Source organism: Flavobacterium luminosum (genome assembly GCF_023635005.1).
In the GTDB taxonomy this organism is placed as follows: domain Bacteria; phylum Bacteroidota; class Bacteroidia; order Flavobacteriales; family Flavobacteriaceae; genus Flavobacterium; species Flavobacterium luminosum.
Genome location: NZ_JAMLJM010000003.1, coordinates 126,856 through 147,628, shown reverse-complemented (window position 1 = coordinate 147,628; position 20,773 = coordinate 126,856). Strand labels below are relative to the sequence as shown.

The 20,773-nt window shown below is 34.2% G+C and carries 20 protein-coding genes; 8 read left to right on the top strand and 12 right to left on the bottom strand.

Annotation, left to right across the window (positions count from 1 at the left end):
* The first annotated feature begins 14 nt into the window (after nt 1-14).
* On the top strand, nt 15-353 hold the full coding sequence (locus NAT50_RS05685; RefSeq protein WP_250592245.1) for a tRNA-binding protein: 339 nt from the start codon (nt 15-17) through the stop codon (nt 351-353).
* A 52-nt stretch (nt 354-405) separates the two neighbouring features.
* Here the strand turns inward: NAT50_RS05685 and NAT50_RS05680 are convergent, their stop codons facing one another.
* Together NAT50_RS05680 and NAT50_RS05675 are read right to left on the bottom strand one after the other, a co-directional pair.
* On the bottom strand, nt 406-783 hold the full coding sequence (locus NAT50_RS05680; protein WP_250592243.1) for a PUR family DNA/RNA-binding protein: 378 nt from the start codon (nt 781-783) through the stop codon (nt 406-408).
* A gap of 71 nt (nt 784-854) precedes the next feature.
* Nucleotides 855-2,612 (bottom strand): ABC transporter ATP-binding protein, encoded by a 1,758-nt coding sequence (locus NAT50_RS05675; protein ID WP_250592241.1) that lies wholly within the window; start codon nt 2,610-2,612, stop codon nt 855-857.
* A gap of 195 nt (nt 2,613-2,807) precedes the next feature.
* On the opposite strand from NAT50_RS05675, the gene NAT50_RS05670 reads away from it, so the two are divergent.
* The 4 genes from NAT50_RS05670 (at nt 2,808) to yajC (ending at nt 5,780) form a co-directional block, all read left to right on the top strand.
* Complete coding sequence (locus NAT50_RS05670) at nt 2,808-3,911, top strand: Glu/Leu/Phe/Val family dehydrogenase (RefSeq protein WP_250592239.1); 1,104 nt, start codon at nt 2,808-2,810, stop codon at nt 3,909-3,911.
* A 179-nt stretch (nt 3,912-4,090) separates the two neighbouring features.
* Nucleotides 4,091-5,002 carry a transcription antitermination factor NusB gene (gene nusB, locus NAT50_RS05665; protein ID WP_250592405.1) on the top strand — a complete coding sequence of 304 codons (912 nt, stop codon included), beginning with the start codon at nt 4,091-4,093 and terminating at the stop codon, nt 5,000-5,002.
* Between the two features lie 11 nt (nt 5,003-5,013).
* The gene (locus tag NAT50_RS05660) at nt 5,014-5,514 is read left to right on the top strand and encodes a DUF1573 domain-containing protein (RefSeq protein ID WP_250592237.1); all 501 of its coding nucleotides are present in this window, start codon (nt 5,014-5,016) and stop codon (nt 5,512-5,514) included.
* A 2-nt stretch (nt 5,515-5,516) separates the two neighbouring features.
* Nucleotides 5,517-5,780 (top strand): preprotein translocase subunit YajC, encoded by a 264-nt coding sequence (yajC, locus tag NAT50_RS05655; RefSeq protein WP_250592236.1) that lies wholly within the window; start codon nt 5,517-5,519, stop codon nt 5,778-5,780.
* A gap of 48 nt (nt 5,781-5,828) precedes the next feature.
* Here the strand turns inward: yajC and NAT50_RS05650 are convergent, their stop codons facing one another.
* The 3 genes from NAT50_RS05650 to NAT50_RS05640 form a co-directional block, all read right to left on the bottom strand.
* Nucleotides 5,829-6,404: a YdeI/OmpD-associated family protein gene (locus NAT50_RS05650; protein WP_250592235.1), complete on the bottom strand. Its 576-nt coding sequence runs from the start codon at nt 6,402-6,404 to the stop codon at nt 5,829-5,831.
* A gap of 134 nt (nt 6,405-6,538) precedes the next feature.
* Entirely contained in the window at nt 6,539-7,783 is a 1,245-nt protein-coding gene (gene pepT, locus NAT50_RS05645; protein ID WP_250592234.1) for a peptidase T, read from the bottom strand.
* Nucleotides 7,784-7,892: 109 nt separating this feature from the next.
* The gene (locus NAT50_RS05640) at nt 7,893-8,210 is read right to left on the bottom strand and encodes a hypothetical protein (protein ID WP_250592233.1); all 318 of its coding nucleotides are present in this window, start codon (nt 8,208-8,210) and stop codon (nt 7,893-7,895) included.
* A 108-nt stretch (nt 8,211-8,318) separates the two neighbouring features.
* Here NAT50_RS05640 and NAT50_RS05635 point away from each other — a divergent pair, with 108 nt between their 5' ends.
* Nucleotides 8,319-9,338 (top strand): quinone-dependent dihydroorotate dehydrogenase, encoded by a 1,020-nt coding sequence (locus tag NAT50_RS05635; RefSeq protein ID WP_250592232.1) that lies wholly within the window; start codon nt 8,319-8,321, stop codon nt 9,336-9,338.
* A 21-nt stretch (nt 9,339-9,359) separates the two neighbouring features.
* A complete protein-coding gene (locus NAT50_RS05630; protein WP_250592231.1) occupies nt 9,360-10,229 on the top strand; it encodes a hydroxymethylglutaryl-CoA lyase in 870 nt (289 codons plus the stop codon).
* Nucleotides 10,230-10,300: 71 nt separating this feature from the next.
* On the opposite strand, the gene NAT50_RS05625 is transcribed toward NAT50_RS05630, so the two are convergent.
* Nucleotides 10,301-12,520: a TonB-dependent receptor family protein gene (locus NAT50_RS05625; protein ID WP_250592230.1), complete on the bottom strand. Its 2,220-nt coding sequence runs from the start codon at nt 12,518-12,520 to the stop codon at nt 10,301-10,303.
* Nucleotides 12,521-12,640: 120 nt separating this feature from the next.
* Nucleotides 12,641-13,396, bottom strand: a complete 756-nt coding sequence (locus NAT50_RS05620; protein WP_250592228.1) for a hypothetical protein — start codon at nt 13,394-13,396, stop codon at nt 12,641-12,643.
* A gap of 91 nt (nt 13,397-13,487) precedes the next feature.
* Between NAT50_RS05620 and guaB the strand changes: the two genes are divergently transcribed.
* Nucleotides 13,488-14,960, top strand: a complete 1,473-nt coding sequence (gene guaB, locus NAT50_RS05615; protein WP_250592226.1) for an IMP dehydrogenase — start codon at nt 13,488-13,490, stop codon at nt 14,958-14,960.
* A gap of 78 nt (nt 14,961-15,038) precedes the next feature.
* Here guaB and NAT50_RS05610 read toward each other — a convergent pair whose 3' ends face one another.
* The 5 genes from NAT50_RS05610 to NAT50_RS05590 form a co-directional block, all read right to left on the bottom strand.
* Nucleotides 15,039-17,279, bottom strand: a complete 2,241-nt coding sequence (locus NAT50_RS05610; RefSeq protein WP_250592224.1) for a cation:proton antiporter domain-containing protein — start codon at nt 17,277-17,279, stop codon at nt 15,039-15,041.
* 212 nt (nt 17,280-17,491) lie between these two features.
* Entirely contained in the window at nt 17,492-18,835 is a 1,344-nt protein-coding gene (purB, locus tag NAT50_RS05605) for an adenylosuccinate lyase (RefSeq protein WP_250592221.1), read from the bottom strand.
* A gap of 83 nt (nt 18,836-18,918) precedes the next feature.
* Nucleotides 18,919-19,467: a DinB family protein gene (locus tag NAT50_RS05600; protein ID WP_250592219.1), complete on the bottom strand. Its 549-nt coding sequence runs from the start codon at nt 19,465-19,467 to the stop codon at nt 18,919-18,921.
* A gap of 23 nt (nt 19,468-19,490) precedes the next feature.
* Nucleotides 19,491-20,054 carry a Crp/Fnr family transcriptional regulator gene (locus NAT50_RS05595; RefSeq protein WP_250592217.1) on the bottom strand — a complete coding sequence of 188 codons (564 nt, stop codon included), beginning with the start codon at nt 20,052-20,054 and terminating at the stop codon, nt 19,491-19,493.
* Nucleotides 20,055-20,057: 3 nt separating this feature from the next.
* Nucleotides 20,058-20,738: an SIR2 family NAD-dependent protein deacylase gene (locus NAT50_RS05590; RefSeq protein WP_250592215.1), complete on the bottom strand. Its 681-nt coding sequence runs from the start codon at nt 20,736-20,738 to the stop codon at nt 20,058-20,060.
* Nucleotides 20,739-20,773: the final 35 nt, after the last annotated feature.

Sequence of the window (20,773 nt, the reverse complement as noted above, 5' to 3'; positions counted from 1 at the left end):
TAATTTGATTTAATATGAAAACAATTGCTTGGAATGAATTCGAAAATGTAGAAATGAGAGTTGGTACCATTATAGAGGTTAATGATTTTCCTGAAGCTAAGAAACCGGCCTATCAACTGATTATTGATTTTGGTACCGAATTAGGGTTAAAAAAATCATCGGCACAACTAACCAAACGTTATGCTCCCTCTGATTTGTTAGGGAAGCAAATTGTGGCTGTAGTCAATTTTCCCAAAAAGCAAATAGGCCCTTTTATGAGCGAATGTTTGGTTTTGGGTTCGTTAGGGGAGGATAGTGATATAGTGTTGCTTACAAGTGATATGAAGGTCGCAAACGGTTTGAGAATTGGGTAATAAAAAATCCCAAAATCTAATTTAGATTTTGGGATTTTATCTTTATTACTTATTAAATATCGTCGAAATCGATATCTGTAAAATTAGTTCTTGGTTCTTCTTGTGCTTTTTCAGAGAAATACTCCTTTTTGAAATCTTTCTGATGTCTTTCGGAAATGACTTCTTCTCCTTTTTGTTTTAGAACAAAATCAGTCATTTCATCTAAAATATCTCTGAAAGCAGCAAAATCTTCTTTGTAAAGATAAATTTTGTGTTTTTTGAAATGAAAAGATCCGTCTTCTTCAGTGAATTTTTTACTTTCAGTAATGGTAATGTAGTAGTCATCTGCTTTAGTAGAGCGAACATCAAAAAAATACGTTCTTCTTCCAGCTCTTAATACCTTAGAAAAGATTTCTTCTTTTTCTAACATGTCATTTTCGTTCCTATTCATTCTATCAAAAAATAATTGAGTTGTATATTTCTTCAAATTTGTAAAAAAAAACAAAATAAAACAACATTTTATTACATTTCTTTTTCGGTAATTTGTTTTAAATATAACTCTTTATAATAGCCTTCTTCGTTTATTAGTTGATTATGAGTGCCTTGTTGTGCAATTTTTCCGTGCTCTAATACAATGATTTTTTGAGCATTTTTTGCAGAAGACACTCTGTGACTCACAATTATAGTCGTTTTATTTGCACAAATACGATTTAGGTTATTTAATATTTCCTCTTCTGTTTCTGTGTCCACTGCCGATAAACAGTCGTCTAAAAGTAATATTGCTGGATCTTTGATTAACGCTCTAGCAATGGATACTCGTTGTTTTTGACCGCCGGATAAAGTGATTCCTCTTTCTCCTAAAACAGTTTCGTATTGGTCTTTAAAATTAATGATGTTCTGGTGTACTGCGGCATTTTTTGCTGCTTCAATCACCTCTTCATAGCTAGCATTTTCTTTCCCGAATTTAATGTTGTTTATAATGCTGTCTGAAAATAAAAACGCATCTTGAGGAACGGTGCCAATGGCGTTTCGGAGTGCATTTAAGTTCACTTTTTTGATATCCATGCCATTAACTTCGATAGATCCTTCGGTGGGATCATACAAGCGACTTATTAAAGACAGAATAGAAGATTTTCCGGAACCTGTTCGGCCAATAATAGCAAGTGTTTCTCCTTTTTTAATGTCAAAACTAATACCATCAAGTGCTTTGATGTGTGTATCTTCGTATACCAAAGAAACATTTTTAAAACTGATATTGCCTTCAAAATCCATAGGAGTTTGGTTTTCATTGGTTATTTCAGGCGTTATACTTAAAAATTCATTCAGACGCTTTTGCGAAGCTTCGGCTTCTTGTATTAAAGAGGAAACCCAACCTATCGAAGTAACAGGCCACACGAGCATGTTGATGTAAATTATAAATTCGGCAATAACGGCAATATTCGCGATGCTGCCATTAATGTACATAAATCCTCCTAAGGCAATTACCAACAAGTTACTGATACCAATTAACAGTAACATTAGTGGTCCAAAAAAGGCTTGTACTTTGGCTAATTCTAAGCTTTTTTGATTGCTCTCATTGGATAAATTTGAAAATTCAGTTTGTTTGAAGTTTTCTATATGATATGATTTAATCACTCTAATCCCTGAGAAAAATTCCTGTGTGAAACTAGATAGCGTTGAAAGGTTTTTTTGAAACGACAAACTTCTTTTGTTGATTTCGGTGCTTAATTTGAAAATAAAATAAGCTAAAATAGGTAAAGGAAGTAGGGTGAGGACGGTGAGTTTTGGGGAAACTTCCAACATGAAAATAATTACTACCGTAAATCGAATGATTGTGTTAATGGTGTACATTACCGCTGGTCCTACATACATTCTTACGCGGCCCACATCTTCGCTGATACGGTTCATTAAATCTCCCGTTCGATTTTTTTTATAAAAGTTTTGAGTTAAAACTTCATAATGTTTGAAGACGACATTTTTTAAATCAAACTCAATATGTCGCGACATGACAATAAGGGTTTGTCTCATCATAAAGGTCAATACACCTGAAGCTAATACTGCAAAAGTCATCCAAATGATATTCTCAATCAGTAAACTCTTGATTACTTCGGGATTACTATTTCCTTTTTTGAGGTAATCTTCTATAGAAGCAATCGATTGACTGATTAATTTAGGTGAAACTAATGAAAAAATTTGGGCTGCTATAGTTGCGAAAATTCCGCCAAAGAAATGATATTTATATTTTAAAAAATAAGGGTTAAGATATCTTAATTCTTTCATTTATAGTTAAATAATTTTATTTTTATTGTTTATAATTTAAAAAAAATACTAAAATAACCTACATTATTGATGATAATAAAATTATATAATTCATAATTGAGCGTTAAATTTTGTATTAAAATTGCAAACGTTTGAATTAAAAGCGTAATTTTGCATCGACTTTTAAAAAAGTCTACAACTAAAAAAACATTCTATATGATTACTGAATCTTTAAAAGCTAGTGAACTTCATAAAATTGACCCTGTTTTTGGTCAAGTTTCTTTTGATAATCACGAACAAATTGTTTTTTGTAACGACAAAGATACTGGTTTAAAAGCAATAATCGGTATCCATAACACAGTTTTAGGACCTGCATTAGGAGGTACTAGAATGTGGAAATACGCTAACGAATGGGAAGCATTAAACGATGTTTTGCGTTTGTCTCGCGGAATGACGTACAAATCTGCAATTTCAGGTTTAAATTTAGGTGGTGGTAAAGCGGTTATCATGGGTGATTCTAAGATAGATAAGACTCCTGAGATGATTGCTAAATTTGGTGACTATGTAAATTCATTAAGTGGAAAGTATATTACTGCTGAAGACGTAGGAACAACCACAGCGGATATGGATTTAATTCACACTCGTACTGCTCACGTTACTGGAATTTCAGAATCTTTGGGTGGTTCAGGAAATCCTTCTCCAGTTACTGCTTATGGTGTTTACATGGGTATGAAAGCGGCTGCTAAATATAAATTTGGTACCGATAATTTAGAAGGAAAAAGAATTTTAGTTCAAGGAATTGGACACGTTGGAGAGACATTAGTTGATTATATTACTGCTGAAGGTGCTAAAGTTATTATCACAGATATTAATGAAGCACGTTTACAAGAAATTGGTCAAAAATACGGTGCGCAAATATTCAACGGAGAAGATTTGTACAGTGCTGACGTAGATATTTATGCGCCTTGTGCTTTAGGAGCAACTATTAATGATGAAACCATCAATAAAATTAAAGCTCACGTAATTGCGGGAGCTGCTAACAATCAGTTGGCTAACGAAATCAAACACGGACAAATGTTGAAAGATAGAGGTATTTTATACGCTCCGGATTTCTTAATCAATGCAGGTGGTATTATTAACGTATATGCTGAAATCGTTAAGTACGACAAAGCAGAAGCAATGCGTAAAACTGAAAATATCTATAACACCACGTTAGAAATTTTCGACTTTGCCGATGCTAACAACATCACGACTCATGAAGCTGCATTCAGAATTGCTCAAAACCGTATCGATTTGAGAAAAAAAGAATTGGCTCAATAACTATTAACCGATTGTAAAGCTACAGGGTTTTAAAATGATTTTTTATCCTTAGTTTTTATATCTTTTAATGGTAATAAAAAAATAATTGTATTTTTGTGAAGCGAAAGAGATTCTTTCGCTTCTTTAATTTTAAAAGTTCTTATCCAGTGTTAAACAGAAGACATATTCGAGTAAAAGTGATGCAATCCTTATATTCTATGCATCAAAACCATTCTGATAGTATCGAAAAACAAGAAAAGTTTTTGTTTCAAAGTATTGAAAACGTACAAGATTTGTACTTAATTATGATTTCAACTTTGATTGAAATTAGAGCGAAAGAAGAAGCTTTTATCGAAATTTCTCGTAAAAAACACCTGGCGACTAAAGAAGAAAAGAACCCTAATTTGAAGTTCGTTCAAAACAAAGTACTCAACATCCTTTCGGAAAACAATTCTCTTTCTATAGCTCTAGAAAATCGCAAAATCAATAATTGGCAGGTTCATGACGAGTACATTCAGATTTTAATCAATGAGATTAAAGCTAGTGAAATGTATAAGAATTACATGAATCAACCAGGCTCTTCATTTGAAGAAGACAAAGCGTTGGTAGTGGCTATTTTTACGGATATTATTGCTCCCAATGTTAAATTGTATGAATATCTAGAAGATCACAAATTAACTTGGATTGATGATGTACCTTTGGTAAACACTTTAATTCTTAAGCAATTAAAAGCCATCACGGATACTGAAGATGGAGGATTTAGAGTTCCTAAACTGTATAACGATTCAGATGATAAAGAATTTGTTTCTCAGTTGTTCAGAAAAACACTCCTAAATGAAGAAACTCTTGCTAAGGAATATGCGGACAAAACCCCTAACTGGGAAGCTGAGCGTATTGCAGAAATTGACAATATTATTTTACGAATGGCGATTTGTGAATTCTTGAAATTTCCATCAATCCCAGTGAAAGTAACAATTAACGAATATTTAGAATTAGCAAAAGAATATTCTACACCAAAAAGTTCTATATTTATCAACGGAATTTTAGATAATTTAGTAAAAGATTTTACCGCAGCTGATAAACTAAAAAAAGTAGGTCGCGGATTAATGTAAAATTAAATTTTATGATTAAAAATGCAACAAAATGGACTGTTTTAGTCTTGCTATTTGGAATGATTTCGTGTAAAGATCGTTCTGATTATGAGGGAGTTAAAACAGATTCTAAAAACATGGTAGTGCCTCAAGAGATACTTCCTGAGAGTGAAATGGCCGATGAACACCAACATGCCAACATTGCAGACTATCCGGTTTTGACGGTAGAAGGTATTGGGGAGCACGATTTCGGAACCATTAACGAAGGCGATAAAGTAGCGCATACCTTTGTAGTAAAGAATACAGGAAAAACGGATCTATTGATTGTTCATGCGCAACCAAGTTGTGGTTGTACAGTACCAGAATGGACCAAAGAACCTATAAAACCAGGTCAGACAGGTGAATTGAAAATAGTTTTTGATTCCACAGGAAAACCAGGACAACAAAACAAACAAATTACTTTACAAACTAACACAGCATCTGGCCATGAGGTTATAAGATTCAAGGCTAATGTAACACCAAAAGCAAAATAATTATGCAACAGTTTTTACCATTTTTGTTAATGTTTGTGGTTATGATCGTTTTTATGATTGTGCCTCAACAAAGAAAACTTAAAAAAGAAAAAGATTTTCAAAGTGCCCTTAAAATAGGTGACAAAGTGATTACCATTGGTGGTATTCACGGAAAAGTTTCAGAAGTTTCTGAGGCAACCTTGATTATCGAGACGATGTCAGGAAAACTTAAAATTGATCGTTCGGCAGTTTCTGTTGAGAAAAGTGTAGCTTTAAAAGCGAAATAATTTTTTGTAATCATAGAGCAATAAAAAAATCCCAATATTGGGATTTTTTTATTTTCTGTATTTGTCATTAAGGCCAATTCCTTCTAAAATCATCGGCGTAATTTTTTCTAACCGACTAAGTTTTGTTTTTTCTTGTTTTGCCGTATCGATAAACTCAACAAATTCTTTCTTTTTGGTTAGAGTAAAGGCTTCAAATGCCGATTTTACCTCAGGATGATCATTCAGAAAAGTCTCAAAAAAGGATGAAAGGACTAAAGGTGTTTTTTCGGCTTTGTGAACTTTTCCTTGTTCTTCAAGTTGTATCGCTTCGTTAATATAATTTAGAATCAGCGTTTCGTCAATTTCTTCTATAGATTGAAAACGTATTTGACGTTGTGCTTTCGTAGCTTCGTTCCCGCTAACTAGAACCGCTGCGGTATCTTTTAGAAAAGCGCCATTGAAAAACCATAGTCCAAAATAGGATTTGAATCCACCAATACCTACTATATTTTTATTTTTGTAGGTGTAAACAATACCTCCCCATTTGGTAGTTTCTAACAATGGAGTTTTGGAAATAATCGATTTTAAACAATCGATTTCCTCAGCCCAAAGATCATTGTTTTGCCAGGATTTTTTTTCTTGCATATAAAGTCAATATAGAATTTTCAAGAAGGCCTTAAGATGGCACTTTAGCCCCGATGGCAGTGGTATCCTTTTTTGTAAAAAAAGATAAAACGAACAGCGGGAAATACCATTGCTGATATTTCCCGAACGATTCGCTACTTTTTGATTTCAGCAGTAATTTTGGCAATTTCAATAATTACCTCTACTGCTTTTTGCATGCTTTCTACGGGAACGTATTCGTATTTTCCGTGGAAATTATGTCCACCCGCAAAAATATTAGGACAAGGAAGTCCCATGTATGATAATCTGGAACCGTCTGTACCTCCTCTAATAGGCTTGATGATTGGTTTAATTCCAAGGTTTTTCATTGCTTTTTCGGCAATTGAAACAATATGCATAACTGGTTCTACCTTTTCACGCATGTTGTAATATTGGTCCTTGATTTGGATTTCTACGATATCGCCTCCGAATTGTTTTTCGTACTTTTTGTTGATTTTATCAGCGATTTTTTGAGCAAATTTTTTGCGCTTTTCGAATTTTTTACGGTCGTGATCGCGTATAATTAACTCTACATTTGTTTCTTCGATGCTACCATCAAAATGCACTACGTGGAAAAAACCTTCGTAATCTTGGGTTCTTTCGGGAACTTGTTTTTTTGGTAGTTTAGAAATGTATTTGTTGGCTAACAACATAGAGTTGATCATTTTTCCTTTAGCGTAGCCAGGATGCACACTTTTTCCTTTGAATTTAAGTTTTACACCAGCAGCATTGAAATTTTCGAATTCTAATTCGCCAATTTGACTTCCATCCATAGTGTAAGCCCAATCACAACCAAATTTCTCTACATCAAAAAAGTCAGCGCCTCGACCAATTTCCTCGTCTGGAGTAAATCCAACCTTGATAGTTCCGTGTTTGATTTCGGGATGTTGGATTAAATATTCCATAGCAGTCACGATCTCGGTGATTCCTGCTTTATCATCGGCACCAAGAAGAGTAGTTCCATCGGTAGTAATTAACGTTTGCCCTTTGTATAACAGTAAATCTTCAAAATAGGACGGTGATAAAACTACATTTTGTTCTTTGTTTAATACGATATCACCTCCGTCGTAATTGTGAACAATTTGTGGTTTTACATTAGCACCTGTAAAATCAGGAGTAGTGTCAAAATGAGAGACAAACCCAATGGTAGGCACCTCTCTGTCGATATTGCTAGGTAAAGTTGCTTGAATGTACGCTTTGTCGTCTATGGTTACATCTTGTAAACCGATGTTTTTTAGTTCTTCTACTAGTTTATTGGCTAAATCCCATTGTTTTGCTGAGCTGGGAGTTGTATTTGAATTTGGATCAGCTTCTGTATCGATAGTTACGTAGCTGATAAAACGGTCAATAATATGTTGCATTTGTAGTGATTTTTTTGAGTAACAAATGTAAGGAAATTGTTTGGTTTTTTTAAGAGAACAGATGGGGTTTGGAAGTGAAATTACTTTTATAGTAACGATGAATAATGTGTTATTTCTCGATCATTTGTTCTATTTTTTCTTTCCATTCCCTACGATTGTTCAGGATGAAGTCTTCTTGGTTTCCGTCTCGAGTTATAATGCTCAAGCCATTCGGAATAATGAGTAGCGTCGTAAAACTTTTAACTTCTTTTATTTCATAAAGACCAATTCGTGTTGTGTCGTTTTTAAAATGAAATCCATCCGATTGAAACACTAACTCATCGGGAAGCAAAAATAACTTACCACTTCTGTACTTACTATTACGGCTGTGTTTGGCACTTCCGGAAAAAATAACCGGTTTGTTGCCTAAAAGAGTAGCTTCTGACATTGTAAAGTTTATTACTTTGTTCTCTACGAAGTTAAGAAAAAATGCAATAGAGTATTCATTTTAAATTTCGGCTTCTTATTCTTACTTTTGTGCCACAACACAACTATTATGTATAAAAGTATTATTCGTCCTATTCTTTTCGGGTTTGATCCTGAAAAAGTGCATTATTTTTCTTTTTCTGTTATTCGATTAATCAACAAGATTCCCGGTGTTTCGGCTTTAATTCGTTCTTTGTTTGAAATAAAGGACTCCCGATTAGAGCGTGAAGTTTTTGGATTAAAATTTAAAAATCCGGTGGGATTGGCTGCAGGTTTTGATAAAGATGCGAAACTATTTCAGGAATTGTCAAATTTTGGTTTCGGATTTATCGAAATAGGAACTTTAACTCCAAAACCTCAAGAAGGCAATCCAAAAAAGCGTTTGTTTCGTCTGTTGGAAGATTCAGCCATAATTAATCGTATGGGTTTTAATAACGGAGGCGTATTGGAAGCAGTACAGCGCTTAAAAAAGAACCAAGGGGTTTTAATAGGAGGGAATATTGGTAAGAACAAAATTACACCAAATGAACGTGCGGTAGAAGATTACACTTTTTGTTTTGAAGCTCTATTTGACCATGTTGATTATTTTGTGGTTAATGTGAGTTCTCCTAATACTCCAGGACTTCGTGAATTACAGGAAAAAGAACCATTAATACATTTACTCCAAACATTGCAGGATTTGAATCATAAAAAGACGAATCCTAAACCTATTTTATTAAAGATAGCTCCAGATTTGACCAACGATCAGTTGTTAGATATTATTGAAATTGTTACTACAACCCAAATAGCTGGAGTAATCGCAACAAATACTACCATAGCTAGAGAAGGTTTGAAATCGGTTAATAAAATTGAAATAGGAGGATTATCTGGAAAACCATTAACACAACGTTCCACCGAAGTTATTCGTTTCTTGTCTGAAAACAGTAACCGAAGTTTTCCTATAATAGGAGTGGGAGGAATTCATTCGCCTGAAGATGCTATTGAGAAACTCAAGGCTGGAGCGAGTTTAGTGCAACTGTACACCGGATTTATTTATGAAGGTCCTGCGTTAATTAAGGCGATTAATAAAAAGATTTTAGAAACTGCTTAAATAATTATATTTTTGATGTCTATGAATGCCAACAAAATTAAAATTATTGAGTGTCCTCGCGATGCCATGCAGGGAATTAAGGACTTTATTCCTACCGATAAAAAAGTGCAATACATTCAGTCTTTATTGCGCGTTGGTTTCGATACTATAGATTTTGGTAGTTTTGTTTCAGCAAAAGCCATTCCGCAAATGCAGGATACGGCAGAGGTCTTAGCAAAACTCGATTTATCGCAAACAGAAAGTAAACTACTCGCTATAATTGCCAATACTCAAGGAGCAGAAAGTGCTTCAAAACATCCTGAAATTCAGTATTTAGGATTTCCGTTTTCGATTTCAGAAAATTTTCAAATGCGTAATACGCACAAGACAATTGCGGAATCCTTGGTTACTTTACAGGAAATTTTAGACATAGCGGACAAATCGAATAAAGAAGTAGTGACTTATATTTCAATGGGTTTTGGAAATCCTTATGGTGATCCTTGGAATGTAGAAATAGTAGGGGAGTGGACAGAAAGACTAGCCAATATGGGGGGTAAAATTTTATCTCTTTCGGACACTGTAGGAAGTTCAACTCCGGAGGTCATTGATTATTTATTTTCGAATTTAATTCCGAAATATCCTCAGATCGAATTTGGAGCTCATTTGCATACTACACCAGATAAATGGTTTGAAAAAGTAGATGCAGCATACAAAGCAGGTTGCCGCAGATTTGATGGTGCCATTCAAGGTTTTGGTGGTTGCCCTATGGCTAAGGACGATTTGACGGGGAATATGCCCACCGAAAAAATGCTATCTTATTTTACGAGTCAAAAAGCAGATCATAATTTAAAATCAATGAGTTTTGAAAGTGCGTACAATGAAGCTTTGAAAATTTTTACGGTATATCATTAAATACTCAAAAAGATTCATAAAAAAAGGAGCCCTAACATAACGATAGGGCTCCTTTTTGTTATAAAATATTTTTATAATAAATTCAAGATCATTCCACCGCTGAAACTGAATGGCATTCCTGGACGTAACCCCGCTGGTGTTCTAGAAACAAGATAGGTCTTATCTAATAAATTGTTGATGGTTGCAGTAAAGCTAATCCATTGATTAAGGTGATATCTTGAACCAAGGTCTAGAATAAAGTTATCTCCTACTTTTAAATTATTTGGTATACTACCTTTTCCTGCTTTGGTTCTGAAAGCACCATTATATTTTGCAGAAAAAGAGATATCAAATTTTTTGTGTTCTAGGGCAATCGACCCATTGGCTTGATGTTTTGAAATATAAGGCAATTCATCACCTTTAGTCACAATTCCCCAAAGTTCATCAGAACTTCCGAAACTACTTAAAAATTCGGTATCTGTATAGGTGTAGCCTAAAGTAACGGGTAACACTAAATTATTTTCTGCAGATAGTAAATTATAGTTTAAAAGGAATTCTAAACCTTTTACATTTACTTTTCCTGCATTAAACTGATCTAAACTTCCTGTTCCTCCATTCGCGGCTAAATCGCTACCTAGCATATTCGAATAGTCATTGTAAAATAGGATAAGTTCACCGCTTAATTGGTTGTGATTAAATCGTGATCCTACTTCAATATTTACGCTACTTTCAGCAATTTGGCCTTTTTTGTTAGTGGGTGGCGCAAAGCCTTTGTGTACTCCTCCAAAAAATGAGATATTTTCAGAAAATTTATAATTAGCACCTATTCCCGGTAACCAAACTCTAACAAAATTGTCATCCGTTTTTAAATTATTGCCTGATCGAGTAGGATCTGTCTTTCCGAAGTCTTCGTTATAAAGATCAATTGTTTCAAGACGTACCCCAGGTGTTATTGTTAGTTTATTGTATTTTAATTTATACATCGCGTGTGCCGAAAATGCCTTAGCCGATGCTATTTTGTTAGTATCACTTCCGCCAATACCACTATTTGTTAAATTCATGGAACCGTTAAGAATATTGTAACCATCTACCCATTGAAAACGATCTTCTTCGTCGTAATGGTAGCGAGCTCCAATTTCGATATCATGAATAAGTTCATCAGTCGAGAAATGATAATCAAATTTGGTTTGGATCCCTTTAGAAAGGTAATTTCTATTGTTTGCTTTTACTGACAGCGCATTATCAGCCGAATTAACTGATCCGTTGATGATTGCAAAGTGGTTGTTGTATAGGGAAGGATTAATCAAGATATCATTAATCCCTAAATTTTGTGTCCCGAATTTTACCTTATCTAATTTGTACCAATTTCTAGCAAATTTGTTTTGATACGCTGTTGTAGTGATACGCATGAAATTACCTATTTTCAGCGTATGTGTAGCGGTAAATTGCAAATGATCGTTAGTCATTTTATCTTTTTCAGAGGAAGCATAGCGTAGGAATGCGTTCTTATTAAAGTCTTCTTCAGTTAGTCCTAAATAAGTTTCGTTAGAGACTTCGTCAGCATATTGTAGTTTTAAATCTAAACTATTAACTATTTTTTTGTCTTTATTGGTTGTAAGATGAAGTTTTGCTACCAAATCGTTTTTGTCAAATCCTGTATTTCCCCCTTTAGCTAGTTCTTTGAAACCTTTAGAACCAAAATTCATATATTGAATCACAAAACCTGCATTTTTAGCTTTTACACCTGCTTCACTGAAAATACGTCTAGATTCAAAACTACCATAGTTAGCTTGAAAAGTACCATAATTTTTTGTTGGAGTTGGTACTGAAAGAAAGTTTATCGCTCCTCCAGTTGTAAATGGACCGTATTGAATTTGACTACTTCCTTTTAAAATTTCAACAGCATTCATTCTTGCGATTGAAGGAAAATAATAGGCTGCAGGTGCCGAATACGGTGCCGGTGCAATGAGTACACCATCTTCCATCAAGGTAATCTTAGAACTTCTTTCGCCAGAAGTACCTCTTAAACTGATGTTTGGTCTTAAACCAAATCCGTCTTCTTCATAAATATTTACACCAGGAACGTTTTTTAAAACGCGATTGATGTCGGTATGTCCAAATTTTTTAAGTTCTTGAGGAGTTATAAATGTAGCAGATCCTGTTCTGTTTTTAGCTTCAAATTTACTGCCTAGTAAGGAATTGGCGCTGATTATAACTTCATTTAGAGTTTTTGTAGTATCTTTTTGTTTTTGCTGAGCATTTGTATTAAAACTAAAAACGATCAAACAAGAAAATAAAAGTGTTGGCCTCATGTGTTATTTAGACTAATTAAAAATATAGTGCAAAAATAAAACCCGAGTTTCTAATTAACAAATTTATTTAGACTTATTTTAAATAAAAATTATGACCTGTTTTATAATAGGTAATTAGACCTAGTCTTTGTTTTCATTGAAAGTGAAAATCTTTATAATTTCAATACTAGAAGATACACTGTTTTTCATCGACATTTTTTTGGTGATCCGTAGATAGGAAAATAGTAATATCGAAAAAATAGAGGCGAATAAAACTTTTCCAATGATGCTTGATAAAACCAAATTGGCATTATCATTTACTAAAAAGTAGTTTAGGTTATAAAAAATAATGGAATCAAAAATAGAAATAAACACTAAAGTGATTAAAATTCGAAGGAACAGAAAGCGTTGTTTTAATATAAAATCTAAAAACGCATAAATAAACAACATGATAAAACAGTCCAAATACAAAAGAAACGTACCTACTAGGAATAATGTAGTGTTATCGTTCAATAAATTGGATAGAAAGTCTGCTTGTATAGTGTAATTGTCTGTTTTAATTTGTTCATAAGTAATAAAAGAGATAATAGTAATTAGTACATTGGAAATAATGAGTCCAAATATTAGAGATCTAGTCTTAGAGATTTTCTCAGTATGAAACAATAATAGTATTGTAAAAAGAGCCGCATTAAATAGAACAGAGGATCCAGGGGAGAGTACTACTTCTCCGAAAATATTATTATAGACATTAGAAGCTAAAATTGTTTGAAAAAACTGTAAAGACCCAATGAAGACATACAATATTTCTAGTCCAATGATTTTTTTGAAATGATAGAGTAATAATATACAGAGACCAATAAATATTGCTTCAAAAAGTATGAGATTCAAGGCTTCCATTTAAAGTTTTTGAAAATTTTTTATAGAGAATAAGATTGATTTAAATAAACTAAAGTCGTATATTTGCGTGCAATTTAATTACAAATTGCAAATGAACGCACACACAACTAAAATTATCGGCGAAGGGTTAACTTATGACGATGTATTGCTCGTTCCCAACTACTCAGAAGTACTTCCACGCGAAGTAAGCATCAAAACAAAATTCACAAAAAACATTACTCTTAACACTCCTATCGTTTCGGCAGCTATGGATACCGTTACCGAGAGTGCTATGGCTATTGCTATGGCTCAAGAAGGAGGAATAGGGGTATTGCACAAGAATATGTCTATTAAAAAGCAGGCAGCGGAAGTACGTAAAGTAAAACGAGCAGAGAGCGGTATGATTATCGATCCTGTAACTTTACCGTTAACAGCTACTGTAGGAGATGCCAAAAATGTTATGCGTGAATACAGCATTGGAGGAATTCCTGTAGTCGATGAAAATCAGATATTAAAAGGGATTGTCACTAACAGAGATTTACGCTTTGAAAAAGAAAATGAACGATTGATTACTGAGGTAATGACATCTCAAAATCTAGTGACGGCACCCGAAGGGACTACTTTAGTTCAAGCAGAAGAAATTTTGCAAGGCAATAAAATTGAAAAGCTTCCAGTTGTAGATTCTGATTATAGATTAGTAGGATTAATTACTTTTAGAGATATTACAAAGTTGACTCAAAAACCCAACGCGAATAAAGATAAGTTCGGCCGTTTGAGAGTAGCAGCCGCTCTAGGAGTAACTGCAGATGCCGTTCAAAGAGCAGAAGCTTTGGTAGGAGCAGGTGTAGATGCAGTAATTATTGATACAGCTCACGGACATACCAAAGGTGTTGTAGAAGTTTTAAAACAAGTAAAAGAAAAATTCCCTGAATTAGATGTGGTAGTAGGAAATATTGCTACCCCTGAAGCAGCACTTTACTTGGTAGCAAACGGTGCTGATGCTGTAAAAGTGGGGATTGGTCCTGGATCTATTTGTACGACTCGTGTTGTGGCAGGAGTTGGATTTCCTCAGTTTTCAGCGGTATTAGAAGTAGCTGCTGCATTACGTGGTACAGGTGTGCCGGTTATTGCTGATGGAGGTATTCGTTATACTGGAGACATTCCTAAAGCTATTGCTGCTGGTGCCGATTGCGTTATGTTGGGATCTCTTTTAGCAGGAACAAAAGAATCGCCGGGCGAAACTATTATTTTTGAAGGAAGAAAATTCAAATCGTACCGCGGTATGGGTTCAGTGGAAGCCATGAAAGAAGGTTCTAAAGATCGTTATTTTCAAGATGTAGAAGACGATGTAAAAAAATTAGTACCAGAAGGTATTGTAGGACGTGTGCCTTATAAAGGAGAATTGAACGAAAGTATGTTACAATTCATAGGAGGTCTTCGTGCTGGTATGGGATATTGCGGAGCTAAAGACATTCCAACTTTACAGGAAACAGGTCGTTTTGTAAGGATTACTGCCAGTGGAATCGGAGAAAGTCATCCACACAATGTAACGATTACGAAAGAAGCTCCGAATTATTCGCGATAGTATAAAAACATATTGTAAGAGATATAAAAAGGCATAAGTTTTAACTTATGCCTTTTGTTGTTCATAAATTACAATAATTTAATTTTTAATAAGTTGAGCGATTAGTTTTCGTTCACCTACAATCCACAAAATATCTCCTTCTTCAAGAATAATATCAGATTCAGGATTTAGGATACGTTTACCATTTCGTTCAATTCCTACAACCATACCTTGTGTGCGTTCTCGTATTTTCGAGTTTCGGATGCTTTTGCCAATACAACTTTCTGTTTTTAATTCCATTTGTTGTAAAACAATGTCGGCTTCGGCAACTTCTGGGGAAACTTCAATTTCATTTTTATCCAAGTAATTTTTAAAATCTTTTACTTGAGCATCGGTCCCAATGACACATATTTCATCACCGGGAAATAGACGTTCTTGTCGGGTGGGAATATTAATGATAATCTCTCCTCTTTTGATAGAAGCCACATTGATACCAATATTTTCTCTCATTTTAAGTTCTTCAAGAGTTTTTCCAGCAATGTTGGATTCCTTAGCTATTTCAAAACTTGCCATGTGTCCGTCCCAAGGAGAAAGATTCGCAGGTCTTTTTTTATTTATAGAAATTTCTCTGTCATTTAGGTTTTTTAAAAAATGAGCTTCAATTTTGTTATAAAAGGCATGTAATTGTTTCGGGAAAAATAAATAGGCACCAATCGCAACAATTAAAGCAATTAAGGCAAATCCTGGTGAGAAAAAGTTATTTAAAAAGAACCCAATGAAAAATAGAGTCAATAACATTCTCATAAAGATCATCACTATAATAGGCCCACGGTATTTTCGTTCTTCAAACAGAAGTTGTACTTCTTTAACAGCCACTCTTCGAAGCGATAAGGCCCATAAAAATGGCGATAATACTACCAGTGTGATTAAGGCTGCTAAAATATTCCCGAATCTCGAATTTTCTACGATTGGCAATAAATAGCGTGTTGATAAAGTGATAATCGCCACAATAATCGTGGAGTGTATGATGATTTGAGTAAGGTACGCACGTATTACCACTTGCCAATTACTAACTGATTTTATGGCTTGCGCATTGGCACTGTAACGTTCTATGTTTTTAACCCATTTTCGGGGTAATTTTTTCTCAAGAAAATTAGAAAACGGAGTCGACCATTTTACCATGAAAGGTGTAGTAAATGTTGTTACAGCCGAAACGGCAACTACAATAGGGTATAAAAAGTCGCTCGTAACTCCTAAAGTCATTCCCAATGTGGCAATAATAAAAGAAAATTCTCCAATCTGTGATAAACTCATTCCTGTCTGGACAGATTGTTTCAGGGGTTGCCCCGATAATAGCGTTCCAATGGTCGCACTAAAGGATTGTCCAAATAATGTAACAAGAGTTAAAATAGCTACTGGAACCGCGTATTCAACCAAAGTATTAGGGTTAATCAACATACCTACTGATACAAAGAAAACGGCTCCAAATAAGTCTTTTACTGGTTTTACTAGGTGTTCTATATGTTCTGCTTGCGTGGTTTCTGCAATAATAGACCCCATGATGAAGGCGCCTAACGCAGGAGAGAAACCTACTTTTGCAGCAAAAATCACCATCATCAAACATAATGCAATCGAAATAATAAGCATCATTTCATCGGTTAACAAATGCTTCGCTTTTTTTAATAATGTTGGGATAAAAAAGATTCCTGCAACAAACCAAATGGTTAAGAAAAACATCAGTTTTAATACCGACTGAAATAATTCGCCTCCTGAGAATTGTTGACTAACGGCTATAGTAGAAAGTAATACCATCATTAAAATTGCGATGATGTCCTGAACAATAAGTACCCCAATTACGTTTCCGGCAAATTTTTGCGATTTTACCCCTAACTCATCAAAGGCTTTCAAAATGATCGTTGTAGAAGATATAGAAAGAATAACTCCTAAGAAAATACTGTTCATTTTTCCCCAATCTAGCCATTGACCGACCAAATAACCCAGAAGGACCATAAATACAATTTGAGTAATTGCAGTAATTGAGGCTGTACCACCCACTTTCATCAGTTTTTTAAAACTAAATTCTAGTCCCAAACTGAAAAGTAAAAAAATAACCCCTATTTCAGCCCAAACTTCAACACTATGCATGTCTTTAACAGAAGGGAAAAAATCGAAATGATTTCCAGCTAAAAAACCTGCAATCAGGTATCCTAGCACTAAGGGTTGTTTTAATTTTCGGAATAAAAGAACAGCAACTCCGGCAGTGAGTAATATTAATCCTAGATCACTAATTAATGGTTCTAAGTGTAAAGCGGTTTGTGCAGTCGCAGTAGATAAAATCATAGGCGTGTAAGTAATTTATTATGTTTAAAATTGAATATGGCGTAAAATACAAAAAAAAGCCCTTTTTTTAAACTTTATATCGATGAATTAGGGTTTTTTTAAGATTAAATTATGAAAATATTCTAAATTTAACATGTCTTTATTGTTTTGATAAAACAAAAAATCCGCTAAAAAGATTCTAGCGGATGGATATGAAATTTATTTTGATAGGATTAAATCCCTAAATAATTGCTTGGGGTTATCGACTTGAGTTCTTTTTTTATGGTCTCCGATACGTTTAACGTTTCAATAAAAGCGTGAATAGATTCTTTGTTGATTACTGAATTGGTTCTAGTCAAATCTTTTAATGCTTCGTATGGATTAGGATAATTTTCTCGACGCAAGATAGTTTGAATTGCCTCGGCTACAACAGCCCAATTTTTTTCTAGGTCTTCAGCAAATTTGTCAGCATTCAGAAGTAATTTGTTTAATCCTTTTAAAGTAGCTTCAAATGCAATTAAAGTATGTCCCATAGGAACTCCAATATTGCGTAAAACGGTACTATCCGTCAAATCGCGTTGCAATCTTGAAACAGGCAATTTAGCCGATAAATGTTCAAAAATTGCATTGGCAATTCCTAAGTTTCCTTCGCTATTTTCGAAGTCAATAGGATTTACTTTGTGTGGCATTGCCGATGAACCTATTTCTCCAGCTTTTATCTTTTGTTTGAAATAATCCATAGAAACATACGTCCATATATCTCGATCTAAATCAATCAAAATAGTGTTAATACGTTTTAAAGCATCAAAAAAAGCAGCAAAATGGTCGTAATGTTCAATTTGTGTTGTTGGATACGAATGGTGTAATCCCAAAATTTCTTCCACAAAATTAGTACCGAAAGCCTTCCAATCGATGTTAGGATAGGCAATTTTATGCGCGTTGTAATTTCCAGTGGCACCACCGAATTTGGCAGCAAACGGGATGTTATACAACAATCGCATTTGCTCTTCCAAGCGTTCAACGAAAACTAAAATTTCTTTCCCGAGTCGCGTAGGAGAGGCAGGCTGCCCATGCGTACGTGCTAACATAGGAATGTCTTTCCATTCTATACTAAGTTCTTTTAACTTGGCAATTAAAGCTATTAAACTCGGTAAATATACTTTTTCAAAAGCTTCTTTGGTAGAAAGTGGAATAGCCGTATTGTTGATGTCTTGTGACGTTAATCCGAAATGAATGAACTCTTTGTACGACTGTAGTCCTAGTGCATCGAATTTCGATTTGATGAAATATTCAACTGCTTTAACGTCGTGATTGGTAGTTTTTTCTGTTTCTTTAATCCAAAGGGCATCTTCGGTATTAAAATTCTCGTATAATTTTCTAAGTTCAGAATATACTTTTTTATCTATTCCGGCTAGTTGAGGTAAATTCGCTTCACACAAAGCGATAAAATATTCTATTTCAATTAAAACGCGGTACTTGATTAAGGCTTCTTCGGAAAAAAAAGCCGCTAAGGAAACAGTTTTATTTCTATAACGTCCATCAATAGGCGATATAGCATTCAGTTCAGTTAATTGCATTGTTGTGTTGTGTTTAAGAAAGCGCAAAAATAAGTATAAGTTGTGAGTTATAAATTATCTAGCGAAACTTTTTTAAGACAACCTTATCCTTTGCTTTTTTGAATGGCTTTTTTGGCTTGTAACAAATGCCTTTGGTTATGAAAAATTACAAATCGAAAAGTATCTCCTAATTTCAATTTAAGAAGAGAGGAAAGCGTAGTGGGAATTTTAATGGTGTTTAAATTTACATTTTTGGCAATCTCTAACAAATTCAATAATTCGTATTGCTGTTTAACGAATGTTGTTAATGTTTCTTTAGTCAGTACACTTCCATTAGGATTTTTGCTGGCAAATGTTTTCATTTTTTTGCTATTTTCCTTTGGCAACATACTTTCAGCGAAGAAATTTCCCAACCAACCAGGATTAAAATTTGCTGTAGGTTCAGAGAGATTTTGTTTGATATTTTCTGTGATTTTAGCATTATAAAAGTTGCCGTATCGATTTAGATGCTCAATACACTCTAAGGCACTCCAATCTTGTTCCGAAGCTTTGTGTTTCAGTAATTCAAGTGGTTCTTCTTTAAGGCTTTCAATTTCAATGATTATCGCTTGGGTTCTTGAAATAAGATCTGATAGTAATGCGGTTGTCTCCATAATTTTTTTTGCAAAATTCGAAATTAGATTTCGTCTAAACCTTGATTCAAATCAAGATTTTTTAGTCGGGACAATGTTTCAGGACTCATTCTTAAATAATTGGCTATATGTGTATTAGGGATTTCTTGAAAAAGTTTTGGACTCCTTTTCAAAACTCTTTTGTAGCGTTCTTTTGGGGATTGAATCAAGATGTCTTTTTCTCTTTCCAACTGATCAAACAATAAGGCTTCGAGCAGTTCTAGCCAAATTTTTAAATAAATTTCGTTAGAATGAAGAAAATCCATGAACTGGGTTTTACTTATATATTTTACGGTAGTTTTTTTTAGCGTTTGAATATAAAAATCGGTTTTACCTCCGGTAAGAAATGAATCTAAAAAAGTAATTAAATTGTTTTGGTATCCGAAGCGTATGATATGTTCTTCATCATTATTTAAAAAAAATATCTTAACACTGCCACTTTCTATGAAATAGATATTCGTTTCAAAACCAACATGATGGTTTAAAAGGGCATTGCGTTTGAGATCTAATGTCCCGTTGTACAGATCTTTTGCATTGAGCTCTGAGGTTAAAAATTCAATGGGATTCATACTTTACAACATCGATTTCAATTTTTCCATTCCTTCACTAGCACTCATTTTGAATACTTCCAACGGATTTGCTAACTCATAAATTGTAGCGGGTTTAGGGTCAATATAATATACAGGAACTTTTGGAGAGGCGTAATGCATTAAACCTGCAGCAGGATATACTTGCAACGAAGTACCAATAATCACAACAATATCGGCCTTTTCTATTATAGTTACTGCTTTTTCTATAGCAGGAACGGCTTCACCAAACCATACGATGTGTGGTCTTAATTGATTGCCCTTGTCATCAGTATCGCCCCAGTTTAGATCTTCTGTCCATTCGAGGATAAAATTTTCATTTGCAATACTTCGAACCTTAGTTAGTTCACCATGTAAATGCAACACAGAAGAACTTCCGGCTCTTTCGTGAAGATTATCTACATTTTGGGTGATAATATGAACGTCAAATAGTTGTTCTAATTCGGCTAAAATTTCATGACCGCGATTAGGTTTTACTTCTTTGAGTTGTGCTCTTCGTTTGTTGTAAAAATCAAGAACCAATTTAGGATTGTTTTTCCAACCTTCTGGCGAAGCAACTTCCATGATATCATGGTTTTCCCATAATCCATTACTGTCTCTAAAAGTATTAATTCCACTTTCAGCACTCATGCCGGCTCCAGTTAGGGCAACTATTTTTAATTTCATTAGGTTTTGGTGTATTAACTTCGTGTTTGGTAAAG

What these genes read in the sequence shown, in the direction of transcription:
- NAT50_RS05685 (WP_250592245.1), top strand. Translation starts at nt 15, where the DNA reads ATGAAAACAATTGCTTGGAATGAATTCGAAAATGTAGAAATGAGAGTT.
- NAT50_RS05680 (WP_250592243.1), bottom strand. Translation starts at nt 783, where the DNA reads ATGAATAGGAACGAAAATGACATGTTAGAAAAAGAAGAAATCTTTTCT.
- NAT50_RS05675 (WP_250592241.1), bottom strand. Translation starts at nt 2,612, where the DNA reads ATGAAAGAATTAAGATATCTTAACCCTTATTTTTTAAAATATAAATAT.
- NAT50_RS05670 (WP_250592239.1), top strand. Translation starts at nt 2,808, where the DNA reads ATGATTACTGAATCTTTAAAAGCTAGTGAACTTCATAAAATTGACCCT.
- nusB (WP_250592405.1), top strand. Translation starts at nt 4,091, where the DNA reads ATGCAATCCTTATATTCTATGCATCAAAACCATTCTGATAGTATCGAA.
- NAT50_RS05660 (WP_250592237.1), top strand. Translation starts at nt 5,014, where the DNA reads ATGATTAAAAATGCAACAAAATGGACTGTTTTAGTCTTGCTATTTGGA.
- yajC (WP_250592236.1), top strand. Translation starts at nt 5,517, where the DNA reads ATGCAACAGTTTTTACCATTTTTGTTAATGTTTGTGGTTATGATCGTT.
- NAT50_RS05650 (WP_250592235.1), bottom strand. Translation starts at nt 6,404, where the DNA reads ATGCAAGAAAAAAAATCCTGGCAAAACAATGATCTTTGGGCTGAGGAA.
- pepT (WP_250592234.1), bottom strand. Translation starts at nt 7,783, where the DNA reads ATGCAACATATTATTGACCGTTTTATCAGCTACGTAACTATCGATACA.
- NAT50_RS05640 (WP_250592233.1), bottom strand. Translation starts at nt 8,210, where the DNA reads ATGTCAGAAGCTACTCTTTTAGGCAACAAACCGGTTATTTTTTCCGGA.
- NAT50_RS05635 (WP_250592232.1), top strand. Translation starts at nt 8,319, where the DNA reads ATGTATAAAAGTATTATTCGTCCTATTCTTTTCGGGTTTGATCCTGAA.
- NAT50_RS05630 (WP_250592231.1), top strand. Translation starts at nt 9,360, where the DNA reads ATGAATGCCAACAAAATTAAAATTATTGAGTGTCCTCGCGATGCCATG.
- NAT50_RS05625 (WP_250592230.1), bottom strand. Translation starts at nt 12,520, where the DNA reads ATGAGGCCAACACTTTTATTTTCTTGTTTGATCGTTTTTAGTTTTAAT.
- NAT50_RS05620 (WP_250592228.1), bottom strand. Translation starts at nt 13,396, where the DNA reads ATGGAAGCCTTGAATCTCATACTTTTTGAAGCAATATTTATTGGTCTC.
- guaB (WP_250592226.1), top strand. Translation starts at nt 13,488, where the DNA reads ATGAACGCACACACAACTAAAATTATCGGCGAAGGGTTAACTTATGAC.
- NAT50_RS05610 (WP_250592224.1), bottom strand. Translation starts at nt 17,279, where the DNA reads ATGATTTTATCTACTGCGACTGCACAAACCGCTTTACACTTAGAACCA.
- purB (WP_250592221.1), bottom strand. Translation starts at nt 18,835, where the DNA reads ATGCAATTAACTGAACTGAATGCTATATCGCCTATTGATGGACGTTAT.
- NAT50_RS05600 (WP_250592219.1), bottom strand. Translation starts at nt 19,467, where the DNA reads ATGGAGACAACCGCATTACTATCAGATCTTATTTCAAGAACCCAAGCG.
- NAT50_RS05595 (WP_250592217.1), bottom strand. Translation starts at nt 20,054, where the DNA reads ATGAATCCCATTGAATTTTTAACCTCAGAGCTCAATGCAAAAGATCTG.
- NAT50_RS05590 (WP_250592215.1), bottom strand. Translation starts at nt 20,738, where the DNA reads ATGAAATTAAAAATAGTTGCCCTAACTGGAGCCGGCATGAGTGCTGAA.